Origin of the sequence: Micromonospora sp. M51, assembly GCF_018070305.1 — a bacterium.
Taxonomy (GTDB): Bacteria; Actinomycetota; Actinomycetes; order Mycobacteriales; family Micromonosporaceae; genus Micromonospora; species Micromonospora parva.
The window spans coordinates 1-14,660 of the sequence record NZ_JAGPXZ010000059.1 but is presented as its reverse complement, the minus strand read 5'-3'; the positions used below and the strand labels follow the sequence as shown (position 1 = coordinate 14,660).

13 protein-coding genes are annotated in these 14,660 nt (G+C 70.8%); 4 read left to right on the top strand and 9 right to left on the bottom strand.

Annotation, left to right across the window (positions count from 1 at the left end; translation table 11 throughout):
* The 3 genes from KBX53_RS37265 to KBX53_RS05670 all read right to left on the bottom strand — a co-directional run.
* The coding region (locus KBX53_RS37265) for a DM9 repeat-containing protein (RefSeq protein ID WP_210858048.1) at positions 1–123 on the bottom strand (123 nt) is incomplete at its 3' end.
* Positions 124–186: 63 nt separating this feature from the next.
* Positions 187–891 (bottom strand): amino acid-binding protein, encoded by a 705-nt coding sequence (locus tag KBX53_RS05675; protein ID WP_030336152.1) that lies wholly within the window; start codon positions 889–891, stop codon positions 187–189.
* A 140-nt stretch (positions 892–1,031) separates the two neighbouring features.
* Positions 1,032–2,753, bottom strand: a complete 1,722-nt coding sequence (locus KBX53_RS05670) for an alpha-keto acid decarboxylase family protein (RefSeq protein ID WP_210858047.1) — start codon at positions 2,751–2,753, stop codon at positions 1,032–1,034.
* A gap of 202 nt (positions 2,754–2,955) precedes the next feature.
* Here KBX53_RS05670 and KBX53_RS05665 point away from each other — a divergent pair, with 202 nt between their 5' ends.
* Entirely contained in the window at positions 2,956–4,035 is a 1,080-nt protein-coding gene (locus KBX53_RS05665) for a phosphotransferase family protein (protein WP_210858046.1), read from the top strand.
* Positions 4,035–5,255: an acyl-CoA dehydrogenase family protein gene (locus tag KBX53_RS05660; protein WP_030336158.1), complete on the top strand. Its 1,221-nt coding sequence runs from the start codon at positions 4,035–4,037 to the stop codon at positions 5,253–5,255. Before KBX53_RS05665 ends, KBX53_RS05660 begins: the two co-directional genes overlap by 1 nt.
* 348 nt (positions 5,256–5,603) lie before the next feature.
* Here KBX53_RS05660 and KBX53_RS05655 read toward each other — a convergent pair whose 3' ends face one another.
* The 6 genes from KBX53_RS05655 to KBX53_RS05630 all read right to left on the bottom strand — a co-directional run bounded on the left by KBX53_RS05655 (position 5,604) and on the right by KBX53_RS05630 (position 12,163).
* Positions 5,604–6,650 carry a LacI family DNA-binding transcriptional regulator gene (locus KBX53_RS05655; RefSeq protein ID WP_210858045.1) on the bottom strand — a complete coding sequence of 349 codons (1,047 nt, stop codon included), beginning with the start codon at positions 6,648–6,650 and terminating at the stop codon, positions 5,604–5,606.
* An 82-nt stretch (positions 6,651–6,732) separates the two neighbouring features.
* The gene (locus KBX53_RS05650) at positions 6,733–8,154 is read right to left on the bottom strand and encodes a GH1 family beta-glucosidase (protein WP_030336162.1); all 1,422 of its coding nucleotides are present in this window, start codon (positions 8,152–8,154) and stop codon (positions 6,733–6,735) included.
* Positions 8,151–8,993 (bottom strand): carbohydrate ABC transporter permease, encoded by an 843-nt coding sequence (locus KBX53_RS05645; protein ID WP_210858044.1) that lies wholly within the window; start codon positions 8,991–8,993, stop codon positions 8,151–8,153. Before KBX53_RS05645 ends, KBX53_RS05650 begins: the two co-directional genes overlap by 4 nt.
* Positions 8,994–9,003: 10 nt before the next feature.
* Positions 9,004–9,975: a carbohydrate ABC transporter permease gene (locus KBX53_RS05640; RefSeq protein WP_210858043.1), complete on the bottom strand. Its 972-nt coding sequence runs from the start codon at positions 9,973–9,975 to the stop codon at positions 9,004–9,006.
* A 109-nt stretch (positions 9,976–10,084) separates the two neighbouring features.
* Complete coding sequence (locus KBX53_RS05635; protein ID WP_030336168.1) at positions 10,085–11,374, bottom strand: ABC transporter substrate-binding protein; 1,290 nt, start codon at positions 11,372–11,374, stop codon at positions 10,085–10,087.
* Positions 11,375–11,599: 225 nt separating this feature from the next.
* On the bottom strand, positions 11,600–12,163 hold the full coding sequence (locus KBX53_RS05630; RefSeq protein WP_210858042.1) for a plasmid pRiA4b ORF-3 family protein: 564 nt from the start codon (positions 12,161–12,163) through the stop codon (positions 11,600–11,602).
* Between the two features lie 150 nt (positions 12,164–12,313).
* Here KBX53_RS05630 and KBX53_RS05625 point away from each other — a divergent pair, with 150 nt between their 5' ends.
* On the top strand, positions 12,314–13,060 hold the full coding sequence (locus KBX53_RS05625; protein ID WP_210858041.1) for a pyrimidine reductase family protein: 747 nt from the start codon (positions 12,314–12,316) through the stop codon (positions 13,058–13,060).
* A 199-nt stretch (positions 13,061–13,259) separates the two neighbouring features.
* The coding region (locus tag KBX53_RS05620; protein WP_210858040.1) for an ATP-binding protein at positions 13,260–14,660 on the top strand (1,401 nt) is incomplete at its 3' end.

Sequence of the window (14,660 nt, the reverse complement as noted above, 5' to 3'; positions counted from 1 at the left end):
CATCCGGACGCGGCACACCCACAGGGGCTCACCGTCCGCCGCGTACCCGTGCGGTACCGCGCCCGCCGGGATCGCGCCACCGCCGGCTGCCTCCCAGCGATATCCATCGAAAGCCAGGTCCATTCCGGAGAGGCTAGATCAACAGGTTCGGGCCTCGCCGACCACCCAACCCCGGTGGGTGGCGGCTCAGGGATTGACGGTGACCGGCGGTACGCCGACCAGGTCCAGCCGGTCCCCGAGGATCACCGCGCAGGCCCGGACGAGCTGGGAGAGCCGATCCACCTCGGTGGTGTGGAACGCGGCGGCGCTGAGCGTGTCGCTGTGCTCCCGGGCCACCACCAGGACCAGGCCGGCCCGTCCGAACGGCGCGACCGCGTGGTGGGTGCCGTCCGCCGTGGTCAGGGACCGGCCGCGCAGCGGCGTCACCTCGGGCAACCGCAGCGGTACGGGTGCCCGCCAACTGGCGTGCCCCACGGTCGCCCCGGGGCCACCCCCGGACCGCGAGGCCCAGTCCAGCGGGACCACCGCCGCCACCGCCCAGTCGGCCGCCAGCAGACCGGGCACTGCGTCGACAAGGGTGGCCAGCCCGTCGGCCGGGTTGGCCGCCACCTGGGCCAGCAGCTCGGCGTCCTGGCCGGTGGTGGTGGGCGCGCCGATCGCCCGCCACACCCCGTCCACGCGGACGCCGGGGATCGCCGCCAGCCCTGCCAACAGTCCCTCCACCCGGGCGGCGCCAGGCCAGACCACAGTGAAGTCGTCCACCGCGCGCCCGCCGAGCCGCTCCAGGACCACCACCTGGACGATGTCCGCGCCGGAGACGCCGAGCGTGCGGGCGACCTGGCCGAGGGTGCCCGGACGGTCCGGCAGGGTGACCCGAACTCGCAGCAACATGTCTGTCCCTCCGCTCGGCGGCCGGCGGCGGCCGGCAGGCTGGTCACAGCCTGGTCGTTGACCATTTCGTCCCTGTTGCAGGGGCATGTCCCGAGCGGAAATTTGCGGGTTGACGGCCGGCGAAGGGCCCGGCCGGGGCGCTACGGCAGCCCACCCAGGGGCAGGACCGGCGTGGAGGCGAGCTGCGCGTGGTAGTCGGCGGCGGACGTCTCCCGACCCCACTGCGGCATTCCGGTGGGCAGGTCCAGTGGGTCGGTCTCCACCTCGACGAGTGTCAACTGGGCCGGCCGTCCGTCGATGCCGGCCAGGATGGTCGCGAGTTCACCCTCGGTACGGGCCACGTGGGCGGTGAAGCCCTGCTCTCGTGCGAACACGGCGGGCAGTTCGGTGTACCGCCAGTTGTCGATGTCGTTGTACGGCTGGTGCCGCCCGTCGACGGCCCGTTCGACCGTGTAACCGCCGTTGTTGACCACGATGATGACCGGACGTTGGTTCGTGGCGAGCATCCGGCTGATCTCCTGCACTGTCAGTTGGAGAGATCCGTCGCCGGTCACGAGCACCGTCCGTCGATCCGGTGCCGCCACCCCGGCACCGAAGGCGGCCGGGGTGGCGTAGCCGATCGAGCCCCAGATGGGCGGCCACACGACCGTGACGTCGGCGGGCAGTCGCATCGTCGCCGCGCCGAAGGACGGGGTGCCGGTCTCCGGAACGAAGATGTCCCCCTCACGCAGCATGCTCTGGATCGCCGGCCAGAGCCGGGCCTGCCGGATCGGTTCGTTGTTCGACGGGTCGAGTGCGGGCGGATCGGCCGCCAGCAGCGGCGCGCGTGACCACTGCGCCGTACGGTTCGGGGCGATCTCGTGCAGGCAGCGCAGCGCCGCCGGCAGGGCCACCGGGGCGAAGCGGGTGCCCGCGACGACTGCGGCGTCCCGGTGCAGGCTGATGACCCGGTCCACCGTGATGTCGGCGGTGAACAGGCCGTCCCAGTCGAAGAACGTGGTGCCCAGACAGACGAGCGCGTCCGCGCCCTCCACGACCGCGCGGACCTCGTCGACGCTGTCACCGCCGTTGTAGACGCCCACGTAGTGGGGGTCGGACTCGTCGAGCAGTCCACGTCCCAGCGACTGCGCGGCGACCGGCCAGTTCCGTTCGGCGGCCATAACCGTGACGGCGGCGCCGAGGTGGAAGCGGATCGGCAGGTTCCCGACGAGCATGGCGGGCCGCTCGACACCGTCGAGCAGCCGCCGGGCGGCCGTGGCGTAGGCGTCGAGCTGCCCGGCCGCCACGACCGGCTCGGGGCGGGTGAACCGTCGCCCCGGCCGGGCGATCTCGGCGTGGGCCACGTCGCCGGGCATCCGGACGTAGACCGGACGCTGCTGCGACCAGCACTCGGTGAGCACCCGGTCGACCTCCCCCAGGGCGTTCTGCGGGGTCAGCGAGGTCTGGGCGACAGTCACCTCTCGCGCCACCCGTACCCAGTGGTCGAAATCGCCGTCGGCGAGCGAGTGGTGCATGGAGGTGTGCTGTCGCATGATCTCCTCGGTCGGACCGCCGACGATCGAGACGATGGGTACCGACTCCGCCATGGCCCCGGCCAGCGCGTTGACCGCCGACAGCTCACCGGGACCGAACGTCGTGAGGATCGCTCCGACGCCGGCGAGGCGGGCATACCCGTCGGCGCTGAAGCCGGCGTTGAGCTCGTTGCAGCTGCCGACCCACTCGATCCCGTCGAACGCCTCGATCTGGTCGAGGAAATCCATGTTGTAGTCGCCTGGCAACCCGAAGACATGGCGCACCCCGAGGTCGTAGAGCCGGCTGAGCAACAGCTCACCCACCGTCGTCGTGCCCCCGCTCGCCTTCACCACGATTGACCCCCGTCGCTCCGGGGACCGCCTCCGCGGCCCACCATCAAGACCATATCGGGGCAATTCCCATGAAAGGCGTGGATTGTTCCCCTTGAGACGCCCCGGCGGCGGCGCTGGCCCGCGTGGCCGAAGCCCTCCCGACGAGACGTGCGGTGAATCTGACCTTGACAACGTGAACGGGCTGCCATCAACTGGTCGGATGAGTGATCCGGCCGTCGATGCGTCGCGGCCGGAGGCCGTCCCCACCTCACCCGCGGGTCTGCCCCTGGACCGTCTCGCCGACCACCTGGCCAAGCACCGACCCGAGCTGCTCGTCGGGCCGTTGCGCGCCCAGCTGATCGCCGGCGGCAAGTCCAACCTCACCTACCTGCTGCGCCTCGGCGACCGCGAGGTAGTGCTGCGCCGCCCCCCGCTGGGGCACGTGCTGGCCACCGCGCACGACATGGGGCGCGAGTTCCGGGTCATCTCGGCGCTCGCGCCGACCGAGGTGCCGGTGCCGGGCGCGCTGCTGCTCTGCACCGACCCGGACGTCATCGGCGCACCGTTCTACCTGATGGAACGGATGCCCGGCGAGGTGTTCCGCACCCGCGCGCAGACCGACCCGCTGGGCGACGAACGACGCCACGACCTCGCCATGGCGATGATGGACACCCTCGCCGCGCTGCACAGCGTCGAACCGTCCGCCGTCGGGTTGGCTGACTTCGGCCGCCCCGAGGGCTACCTGGCCCGGCAGGTGCGCCGGTGGGCCGGTCAGCTCGACCGCTCCCGCAGCCGCCCGCTGGCCGGCATCGACGAGCTGCGTGACCTGCTCGCGGCGACCGCCCCGGAGGGTGCGAACGCCGGCCGGATCGTGCACGGCGACTACCGCCTCGACAACCTCCTCGCCTCGGCCGACCCCGTCGCCGTGCACGCGGTGCTCGACTGGGAGATGGCCACCCTCGGCGACCCCCTCGCCGACCTGGGGCTGCTGCTGACGTACTGGGACGTGCTCGGCGGCAGCGACACCGCCGAGGGCAACCCCGTCGCGGACGGGCTCGGCCCGCGCGCCGGCTTCCCCACCGGCGGCGAGCTGATCGACCGGTACGCCGGGCGCAGCGACGTCGACGTCGGGCCACTGCACTGGCACGTGGCGCTGGGCTGTTTCAAACTCGCTGTCATCTGCGAGGGCATCCACTACCGCCACACGCTCGGGCAGACGCTCGGCGAGGGCTTCGACCGGATCGGCGAGATGGTGGCACCGCTGGTCGCACACGGGCTGACCGCCGCCAGGGAGCGGTGATGGACTTCTCATACGACAGCCGGACCGAGGAGCTGCGCGACGAGCTGACCCGGTTCCTGACCGAACACGTCTACCCGGCCGAGCCCGTGCACGCCGAGCAGGTGGCCGCCGGGGACCCGTGGTCGCGTACCCCGGTGTTGGCCGAGCTGAAGGCGGAGGCCCGCAAGCGCGGCCTGTGGAACCTCTTCCTGCCCGACCCGCGCTACGGCGCCGGCCTGACCAACCTCCAGTACGCTCCCCTGGCCGAGCTGACCGGGCGCAGCCCGCACCTCGCGCCCGAGGCGGTCAACTGCGCGGCACCGGACACCGGCAACATGGAGCTGCTGGCCGAGTTCGGCTCGGAGACGCAGCGGCAGCGCTGGCTGATGCCGCTGCTGGAGGGTGAGATCCGCTCGGCGTTCTGCATGACCGAGCCGGACGTCGCCTCCTCCGACGCCACCAACATCGCCACCCGGATCACCCGCGACGGCGACGAGTACGTGATCAACGGACGGAAGTGGTGGTCGTCGGGCGCGATGGACCCGCGCTGCGAGATCTTCATCGTGATGGGCAAGACCGACCCCACCGCGGACCGGCACCGCCAGCAGAGCATGGTGCTGGTCCCCCGGGACACCCCCGGTGTGACGGTGCGCCGGGGGATGACCGTCTTCGGCTACACCGACGGCTCCCACGGCGGGCACGCCGAGATCGACTTCACCGACGTCCGGGTGCCGGCGGAGAACCTGATCGGCGCCGAGGGCACCGGCTTCGCCATCGCGCAGGCCCGCCTCGGCCCGGGCCGCATCCACCACTGCATGCGACTGATCGGGATGGCCGAACGGGCACTGGAGCTGCTCTGCCGCCGGGCCAACGACCGGATCGCGTTCGGCCGGCCCCTGGCGGAGCAGGGCGTCGTGCGGGAGTGGATCGCCGAGTCCCGGGTCCGCATCGAGCAGGCCCGGCTGCTGGTGCTCAAGACGGCGTGGCTGATGGACACCGTCGGCAACAAGGGCGCGCACACCGAGATCCAGGCCATCAAGATCGGCACTCCAGCGATGGCGGAGTGGGTGATCGACAAGGCCATCCAGGGGTACGGCGGCGCCGGCGTCAGCCAGGACACCCCACTGGCCGCCCTCTGGGCGCAGACCCGCACCCTGCGCCTCGCCGACGGCCCCGACGAGGTTCACCGCAACTCCCTGGCCAAGCGCGAACTCCGCCGCTGGGCCCCCACCTCCGCCTGACCGCCGGGCACCAACCCTGCCCCACTCACCCGCCCCGCGCACGCCCACCGCGGCCCCGCACGCCGCACGCCCCGCCCGCACGCCCCGCGCAACCCGCCCGCACGCGCCGCACGCCCCGACACCTGAAGATCGCGCTCGATCCTGGATGTAGTGGTGTGCGGTCGCCGGGAGGCCACTCGATCCAGGATCGAGCACGATCTTGCCCTGTCGGCCTTCTTGATCATGAGGTTGGCGAGTCGAGATGCCGGGAATGTCCAGGCCAACCTCATGATCGACGCGCGCGGGGCGCGCGCTGTGCGGGGCGCGGGGTGCGGGGTGCGCGCTGTGCGGGGTCCTGGGGGCGTGGGGTTAGGCGGAGGCTCGGTGGACCAGTTGAGTGTCCAGGAGGATGTGGGAGGCGGGTAGCTCCTCGCCACGGATCCGGGCCACCAGCAGGCGGGCCATCTGCCGGCCCATCTCCTCCACCGGCTGGAAAACGGTGGTCAGCGGCGGCTCCGCCTGACGGGCGATCGTCGCGTCGTCGAAGCCGATCACCGCGACGTCCCGTGGCACCCGCCGGCCGGCCTCGCGCAGGGTCCGCAGCGCGCCGAACGCCATCAGGTCGGAGGCGACGAACACCGCGTCCTGGTCGGGGCAGACGTCCAGCAGCCGACGCATGCCGGCCGCGCCGCGGCCCTCGCTGAAGTCGCCGTACGCGATCAGGTCCGGGTTGACGCGGGCCCCGGTGGCCTTGACCGCCTCGGTGTAGCCGGCCAACCGGGCCAGACCGGCGCCCATGTCCTGCGGACCGGCGATGGTGGCGACGCGTCGCCGCCCCTGCCCCGTCAGGTACTCCACCGCCTGCCGGGCCCCGCCAACGTTGTCCACGTCGACGAACCAGGCCGGTTGGGCGCCGGGTTGGAGCATCCGGGCGGGCCGACCGCCGAGCACGGCGGGCAGGCCGCGCTCCTCCAGCAGCGTCGGCAGCGGGTCGGAGTCGTGCAACGACAGCAGCAGGACGCCGTCGACGTGCTGGTTGGTGAGGTGGTGCTCGACCCGCTCCCGCTCCACCGGCGACTGGGCCATGGCCAGCCAGAGCTGCATCGGCGTCTCCAGCAGCCCGGAGCTGATCCCCCGCACGATCGAGGCGAAGAACGGCTCGGTGAAGACCCGCTCGCCGGATTCGGAGACCACCAGCGCGACCGAGTCGGTCCGCTGGGTGACGAGCGCGCGGGCGGCCCGGTTCGGCACGTACCCCAGCTCGGCGATGGCCTGTTGGACCGCGGCCCGGGCCTCCGGGCTGACCTGGGGCGAGCCGTTGACCACGCGGGAGACCGTGCCCCGACCGACGCCGGCACGCGCCGCGACCGCGTCGAGGGTCGGGCGCCCGAGCGACCGGGTGCGCTGCGTTGTCATCGTCTGCTCCTCCGACGGCGGGCGGACCCGGCGCCACCTGCGGGAGGTGGACGCCGGGGCCGTCCTGATGGCTGGCCCGAGCCTATTGTGCGGCCAGACCGTTGCGCCGGATCACCGAGGCGTACCACTTGGCGCTGGACTTGGGGGTGCGGACCTGGCTGTCGTAGTCGACGTGGATCATGCCAAACCGCTTGGTGTAACCCCAGGCCCATTCGAAATTATCCATCAACGACCAGGCAAAGTATCCCCGCAGCGGCACCCCGGCGTCGATCGCCTCGTGGGCGGCGCGCAGGTGGGCGTCGAAGTAGGCCAACCGATCGACGTCGTCGACCTGCCCGTCGACCACCGAGTCGACGAACGCGGAACCGTTCTCGGTGACGTACAACGGCAGCTCGGTGTAGCCGTGCACCCGACGCAGCGTCTCGGTCAGGCCCGGGGCGTCGATCTCCCAGCCCATGTCGGTGACCGGGACGCCGCGGCTGACGAACCGGACGTCCTCGCTGCCCGGCCAGCACGAGGGGGCCGGGTCGGCCGGGACGCCCTCGACCGGCGCGGCGACGACGTGCCGGCTGTAGTAGTTGACCCCGACCAGGTCCAACGGCGTGGAGATGGTCGCCAGGTCGCCGTCGCGCACGTGGTCGAAGTCGGTCACCGTGCTGAGGTCGGCAACCAGGTCCTCCGGGTACGACCCGCGCAGCAGCGGGTCCAGGAAGAACCGGTTGGCCAACCCGTCGATCCGCCGGGCGGCGTCGCGGTCGGCGGGGGTGTCGCTGGCCGGGTCGACCGGGTAGAGGTTGACGGTCACGCCCACCTCGGCGGTCGGCCGGGCGGCCCGCAGCGCCTGCACGGCCAGGCCGTGCCCGAGCATCAGGTGGTGACCGGCGCGCACCGCGTCCGCTCCGTTGGTGCGGCCGGGGGCGTGCACCCCGGAGCCGTAGCCGAGGAACGCCGAGCACCACGGCTCGTTCAGCGTGGTCCAGTAGCGCACCCGGTCACCGAGCGCGTCGGCCATCACCGTCGTGTAGTCGGCGAAGCGGGCCGCGGTGTCCCGGGCCGGCCAGCCGCCGGCGTCCTCCAGCGGCTGCGGCAGATCCCAGTGGTAGAGGGTGAGCCACGGCTCGATGCCGTTGGCCAACAGCTCGTCGACCAGCCGGCGGTAGAAGTCCAACCCCTGGGGGTTGACCGCGCCGCTGCCGGCGGGCTGCACCCGCGACCAGGAGACCGAGAAACGGTACGACTTCAGGCCCAGCTCGGCCATCAGCGCGACGTCCTCACCGAGGCGGTGGTAGTGGTCGCACGCCACGTCACCGGTGTGCCCGGCGACGACCCGGCCCTCGGTGTGGCTGAAGGTGTCCCAGATCGACGGGGCGCGGCCGTCCTCGGCCGCCGCCCCCTCGATCTGGTACGCCGCCGTCGCGGCCCCCCAGAGGAATCCGGGTGGAAAGGTCAGCCCCGGGCGCTCGTCGAGGACGTCGACGGCGGGTGGGCTGGCGGGGTTGCTCACGACTTGACGGCACCTTCCATGATCCCGCCAATGATCTGGCGGCCGAACACGAGGAAAACGATCACCAGGGGGATGGTGCCGATCGCCGTGGCGGCGAACACCTGGGAGTAGTCGGTGTAGTAGGCGTACGAGAGGAAGGAGAGCGAGACCTGCAGGGTCGGGTTCTCCGGGGTGAGGATGGCGTACGGCCAGAGGAACGAGTTCCAGGTCTCCATGAAGGTCAGCAGACCGAGGACGCCGGCGGCGGGCCGCAGCGCGGGCAGCACGATGCTCCAGTAGATCCGGAACGTGCTCGCCCCGTCGACCCGGCCGGCCTCGATCAGCTCGTCGGAGATCGCCTGGCTGGCGTACTGCCGCATCATGAACACGCCGAAGGCGGTGACCAGGAACGGCACGGTGACCGCGTAGAGGGTGTCGTACCACCCGAGGTCCTGCATCATGCCCCAGAGCGGGATGAGCCCCATCTGGGTCGGGATCATCAGGGTGACGATGATCGCCAGCAGGAGGATGTTGCTGCCGCGGAACTTCAGCTTGGCGAAGGCGAACCCGGCCAGCGAACCGGTGAGCACCACCGAGACGGTGACCACCGAGGAGACGATGATCGAGTTCATCATGCCGGTGAGGAAGTTGGCGGCGTCGTTGTCGAGCACCCGCCCGAAGTTGTCACCGAACGCGCCGCCGGGAGTCAGCGGGGGTGGCACGTCGTTGATGTTGTCCAGGCTGCGGGTGCCGATCACCAGCATGTAGTAGAACGGGTAGATCGACAGCAGCGCCGCCAGGACGAGCGCCACGTAGGTCAGCGGGCTGGTGCGCCACAGGCGCTGGGAAGCCGAGATCATCGATCTCTCCTCACTTCGCCGAGCGGCGGACGAGTAGGAAGTTGAACAGCGACACCACGATGATGATCATGAAGATCGCCCAGGCCACCGCGGCTCCGTAGCCGGCGCTGTTCAGGTTCACGATGCCCATCTCGTACATGTACATGGCCAGCGTCTGGAACTCCCGCTGGTTGCCGCCGATGATGTTGCCGTTGCCGAAGAGCAGCGGCTCGGTGAAGAGCTGCATCCCGCCGATCGTGGACAGGATGACCACGAAGATGAAGGTGGGCTTGAGCATGGGCAGGGTGATCTGCCAGAACTGTCGCCACGGACTGGCGCCGTCGATCTCCGCGGCCTCGTAGAGGTCCTTCGGGATCGCCTGCATGCCGGCGAGCAGGATCAGGGTGTTGTACCCGGTCCACCGCCAGTTGACCATGGAGGAGATGGCCGTCCAGGAGCTCCACCGGTGCCCGTCCCAGTCGACCGGGTCGACACCGACGAAGCTGAGCAGCCAGTTGAACAGGCCGAACTCCCGCTGGAACAGCATCCCGAAGACGATCGCGACCGCCGCCACCGACACCACGTTCGGCATGAAGATGGCCATCCGGAAGAAGGTCTTGGCGCGCAGGAAGGTCCGGTTGAGCAGGTTCGCCAGGAAGAGGGCGAGCAACAACTGCGGGATGGTCGACAGGGCGAAGATGCCGAACGTGTTGACCAGCGCGTTCCAGAAGTACTCGTCGGACACCAGCCGGGTGTAGTTGTCGAAGCCGATGAACGTGTGCTCGCCGATCATGTCCCAGTCGTGCAGTGACATCCAGGCGGTGCGCAGCATCGGGTACAGCCCGAAGATGCCGAAGATCAGGAAGAACGGGGCGATGTAGAGGTACGGCGAGTACTTGACATCGAGGCGGTTGAGTAATCTCCCCCGGCGACGTCGCCGAGAGACGTCGGGAGAAGGCGGTGCTGCTGGCGACGGCCGTGCCGTCGTGGCCGACAGGCTCATGCGAATTTCCTTTTCCGGCGAGGCCCGGGGGCCCTCGCGCAGGGCGCTACGCGGAGGGGACCGGCCGGTGGCGTCCGGGAAGCCCCGAACGCCACCGGCAGGGAATCACTCAGAAGGCACCCTGAGTCTTTGCGTCCTTCGTGAACTGCTCCCAGGCCTTCGCCTTGTCGGCCTGCCCGTTCTCGAACGCCCGCAGAGCCGGCTCGAGCGCGTTCTCCTTGACCGCCTGGTGCTTCGGGCCCAGGTGGATCGGCTGGATCTTGGCGACGCTCTCACCGAAGATCTTGCCGGTCGGCGCGTTGCTGAAGTACTCGTTGGTGTAACCGAGGAACGCCTGGTCCTTCAGCGCCTCCAGGTTGGTCGGCAGCGGGCCCTTGAGCTTGAAGGCCTCCACCTGGCTCTTGGCGTTGGTGAGGTACTCGGCGAGCTTCGCCGCCTCCTTCGGGTACTTGCTCTGCGCCGGAACCGCGAGCCACGAGCCGCCCCAGTTACCGCCGCCGCCCGGCACGGACGCGACGTCCCACTTGCCCTTGTTGGCCGGACCGGAGTTGTCCGAGACGATGCCGAGCATCCAGGACGGGCAGAAGGTCGCCGCGAAGGTGCCCTGCTTGAAGCCACCCGACCACTCCGGCGACCAGGTGGACGCCTTGGCGGAGATGTCGGCCATCGACGTGGCGGTGTCCCAGGCGTTCTTCACCGCGGGGCTGGTGTCCGCGATGATGTTGTCTTCCTTGTCGTAGAACAGATCACCGTTGCCCTGGAAGAGCACACCGTTGGAGACGGCGGTGATCGAGTCGATGAACGCCTTGCCGCCGCTGCCCTGCTTGTACTTCAGACCGGCGTCGTGGAAACCCTTCCAGTCCGGCCAGAGCGCCGACACCTGGTCGCGCTCGGTGGGCAGGCCGGCCGCCTGGAACAGGTCCTTGCGGTAGCAGACGGCGAGGCTGCCGACGTCGGTCGGCAGGCCGATCAGCCGACCGTCCGGCGCCTTGCCGAGCTCCCACTTCCAGGGCAGGTACTCCTTCGAGTGGTCCCCCACCAGCGGCGCGAGGTCCTCCCAGTTGCGCGCGTTGGGCTTGAACTCGTTGAGGATGCCCTCTTCCAGCGCGGTGACGTCCGCCGCGCCCTTGCCGGTGGCCAGGTAGCGGACCAGCTTCGGCCGGTACTCACCGAGCTGCGCGGTCTTGCGCAGCTCGACCTTGATGCCGGTGTCCTTCTCGTACTGCTTGACAAGCTCGTCGTAGCCCATCTCGCCGAACGTGTCGACGACCAGCTTGGCCGGCTTCTCGCCGGCCGCCGGCTTCTCGTCGTCCTTGCCACAGGCCGCGAGACCGCTGATTGCGGTGATCGCGGCCAGGGCGGCGGCTGCCAGGCGGGTACGCCGCGTGGTGACACTCATGCGCTGACCCCTCTTTCCGGTGGTGAGGCTGGATGGGTGTGGTGGGGGGTGCCCGTCGCGCCAGGCCGGGGATTCGTGAGTGAGCCACGCCACCTCCGGGAGCGCTCCCATGAGATTGCCGGCGGGTAACGGGAGTGTCAATAGGGCGATGGGAGCGTTCCCAGATCGTTACCGCTGATCACTCGGGTAACAGGAGCCCCAGCGACACCTCCCGCAACTGGCGGTTCAGCAGAAGCGGCGCAGCAGCGTGGTTGCCCGGTCCGGGTCGAAGCCCGACGGGTCGAAGGCGGCGCCCGCCCAGTCGCGCAGCATCGCGTGCCGGGAACTGACCAGGTCACCCGGGCCGGCCTGGGCGTCCAGCGCCTCCAGGAGCGCCTGATAGCCCACCGGCCCGCCGATGCCCTCCGGCGGGCAGGCCCGCTCGCCGGCCAGGCAGACCGGGTACCGCTCGTCCGGGTCGGCGGTCAGCGCGTCCTCTACGACCAGGTCGTGCTCCCACCAGTCGCCGAAGTCGTACGTGTAGGAGAACCGGCTGCCCTTGCCGAGCACCGCGTCGAGCCGCACGTCCAACTCGTCGTGCAGCGCCAACTCACCGTCCGGGTCGGGCTCGCCGTACTGCATCGCGTCGATCTCGAACGAGTGCAGGTGGCAGTCCCGCCAACCCATCGCGTGCTGCGCCACCCGGTGCAGCCGGTCCAGCGTGTAACCGGCCGGCACGAGCACCCGGCGCCACACCGGCGGCCGGGTCCCGGCGAGGGACATCTTCAGCTGGAAGATCTGACGCGGCATGCTGTCCTGTCCTCCCGCGGCTTAGGCTGCCAGCATGATCTGCCGAGCGTGCCGGGCCCGGCGACACGATGAGTGCCCGGGCCGGAACTGGTGCGACTGCCAGCACCGTACCGCCGAACCGACCCCTCCGGTCACCGGTCCGGCCGGCGAATGACCGTCAGAATTCCGATCCGACGGCTCTGGCCCGAGCCGTCGACGCAGCCACTCGACGACACCGAGCTGACCGCCCTCTACGGCCGCGCCGACCAGCCCCGGCTGCGAGTGAACTTCGTGACCAGCCTGGACGGTGCGGTCAGCGTGGACGGCAACTCCGCCGGGCTCTCCGGCGAGCCGGACAAGCGGGTGTTCGGCCTGCTGCGGATGGCTTGCGACGCCCTGGTGGTGGCCGCCGGCACGCTGCGCCACGAGGGATACCGGGCGGTCCGCCTCGACGAACGCCGCCGCGCCTGGCGTCAGGCCAACGGTCTGGCCGCGTACCCGACGCTGGTGGTCGTCTCCGGATCGCTGGACCTGGACCCGGCGCAGGCCGCGTTCGCCGACGCACCGACCCGCCCGGTGGTGCTCACCCACGCCGACGCCGACCCGCCGCCCGGGCTGACCGACGTCGCCGACGTGCTGCGCTGCGGCACCGGGCGCGTCGACCTGGCCGCCGGCCTCGCCGAGCTGCACGGACGCGGGCTCACCCAACTGCTCTGCGAGGGCGGCCCACACCTGTTCGGCGCGCTCACCGCCGCCGACCTGGTCGACGAACTGTGCCTCACCGTCTCGCCGCTGCTCGCCGGGCCCGGCCCCGGCCGGATCACCGCCGGCGACGTCACCGCGCCCCGGCACCTACCGTTGCGGCACGTCCTCGCCACCGAGGACGGCGTCCTGATGCTCCGCCACGCCCGCCAGTAGCTCCCTACACCGGCGGCCAGGACTCGCGCGGCACCCGACACGCTCGCGCCCACCTGGTGCGCCCGGTCGAACACCCAGCGTCATGAGTGTGACGGGGCATGGTGTCGTCCGCCGCGTCGCGTGGCGACCTGTCGTACTCCTCGGGCACTATGCACGTCATGCGCGCCGACCGTGATGCCCGAGCGACAGGGGTCGCCCGATGACCGACGCCGACCTCGACAGCCCGGGCGAGGCGGTCGGGCGGGTGCTGGGCACCGCCGACGCCACCCCGTTGCAGTTCTGGACGGCCGTGGCGCCCGGCAGCTACCTGCAGCTCGACGACGTGGTGGTCACCCGACGCGACCTGCCCGACCGCGAGCCGGTGACGATCGCCGGGGTGGTCACCCAGGTCCGCGCTCGGCACGAGGGCGCCCAGTTCGACTCCGACGTGTTCGCCATCGCCGACGGCACACTGCCGGCGATGGTGCAGGAGGCGGCCGAAATCACCACCACCCGGGTCGACCCGGAGCTCTACGTGCCGCCCACGCCGGGGGCCGTTGTGCACCGGGCCGAGGGCGACGCGCGGGCGCGCGCGCTGCACTTCGACCGGATGGAGCGGCGCATCCCGATGGGCATGGGTCGCGACGGGGTGCCGGTCTACCTCAACGCCGACTTCCTCGACGGCAGCCGGGGCGCGCACGTCTCCATCTCCGGCATCTCCGGGGTGGCCACCAAGACCAGCTTCGCCACCTTCCTGCTCTACTCGGTGTTCCGCTCCGGGGTGCTGGGCGGCGACGCGGTCAACGCCAAGGCGCTGATCTTCAACGTCAAGGGTGAGGACCTTCTCTTCCTGGACCACCCCAACACCCGCCTCGACGAGCCCACCCGCGCGGCGTACGCGAAGCTCGGGTTGAGCGCGGGCGCCTTCCCCGACGTGCGGGTCTACGCCCCACCACGGGTCGGTGACGCGGCCGGCACGCCGGATGTGAGCAGCCGGCTCACCGGCGTCGACAGCTTCTACTGGACGCTGAGCGAGTTCTGCACCGACCGCCTGCTGCCGTACGTGTTCGCCGACGCCGACGACGAGCGCCAGCAGTACACGATGGTGGTTCACTCGGTGGCCGCCCACCTGGCCCGCTACGCCCAGCCCGCCGACGGCGGGGTGAGCATCGACGGGGTTCGGCTCGGCTCGTACGGCGACCTGGTCGACCACATCGTCGACCAGCTCAACGACGACGAGACCCGCTCCGACTGGGCGGGCAGCGCGGTGGGGCTGGGCACCGTCAACGCGTTCGCCCGGCGGTTGATCGGCAGTAAGAAGGACCTGGCCCGGCTGATCCGTGGTGACCTCGCGGCCCGCCGCCCGCACTCGATCAACACCAGCGAGTCGGCGCAGGTCACCGTGGTCGACCTGCACAACCTGCCGGACCGGGCGCAGCGGTTCGTGGTCGGTGTGACGCTGAAGAGCGAGTTCGAGCGCAAGGAGAAGTCCGGCACGGCCAAGCCGCTGCTGTTCGTGGTCCTCGACGAGCTCAACAAGTACGCCCCCCGGGAGGGCTCCTCCCCCATCAAGGAGGTGCTGCTCGACATCGCCGAGCGGGGCCGCTCGCTCGGGGTGATC

Excerpts from the sequence above, each read along its gene's own strand:
- KBX53_RS05675 (WP_030336152.1), bottom strand. The coding sequence starts at position 891 with ATGTTGCTGCGAGTTCGGGTCACCCTGCCGGACCGTCCGGGCACCCTC.
- KBX53_RS05665 (WP_210858046.1), top strand. The coding sequence starts at position 2,956 with ATGAGTGATCCGGCCGTCGATGCGTCGCGGCCGGAGGCCGTCCCCACC.
- KBX53_RS05660 (WP_030336158.1), top strand. The coding sequence starts at position 4,035 with ATGGACTTCTCATACGACAGCCGGACCGAGGAGCTGCGCGACGAGCTG.
- KBX53_RS05655 (WP_210858045.1), bottom strand. The coding sequence starts at position 6,650 with ATGACAACGCAGCGCACCCGGTCGCTCGGGCGCCCGACCCTCGACGCG.
- KBX53_RS05645 (WP_210858044.1), bottom strand. The coding sequence starts at position 8,993 with ATGATCTCGGCTTCCCAGCGCCTGTGGCGCACCAGCCCGCTGACCTAC.
- KBX53_RS05640 (WP_210858043.1), bottom strand. The coding sequence starts at position 9,975 with ATGAGCCTGTCGGCCACGACGGCACGGCCGTCGCCAGCAGCACCGCCT.
- KBX53_RS05635 (WP_030336168.1), bottom strand. The coding sequence starts at position 11,374 with ATGAGTGTCACCACGCGGCGTACCCGCCTGGCAGCCGCCGCCCTGGCC.
- KBX53_RS05630 (WP_210858042.1), bottom strand. The coding sequence starts at position 12,163 with ATGCCGCGTCAGATCTTCCAGCTGAAGATGTCCCTCGCCGGGACCCGG.
- KBX53_RS05625 (WP_210858041.1), top strand. The coding sequence starts at position 12,314 with ATGACCGTCAGAATTCCGATCCGACGGCTCTGGCCCGAGCCGTCGACG.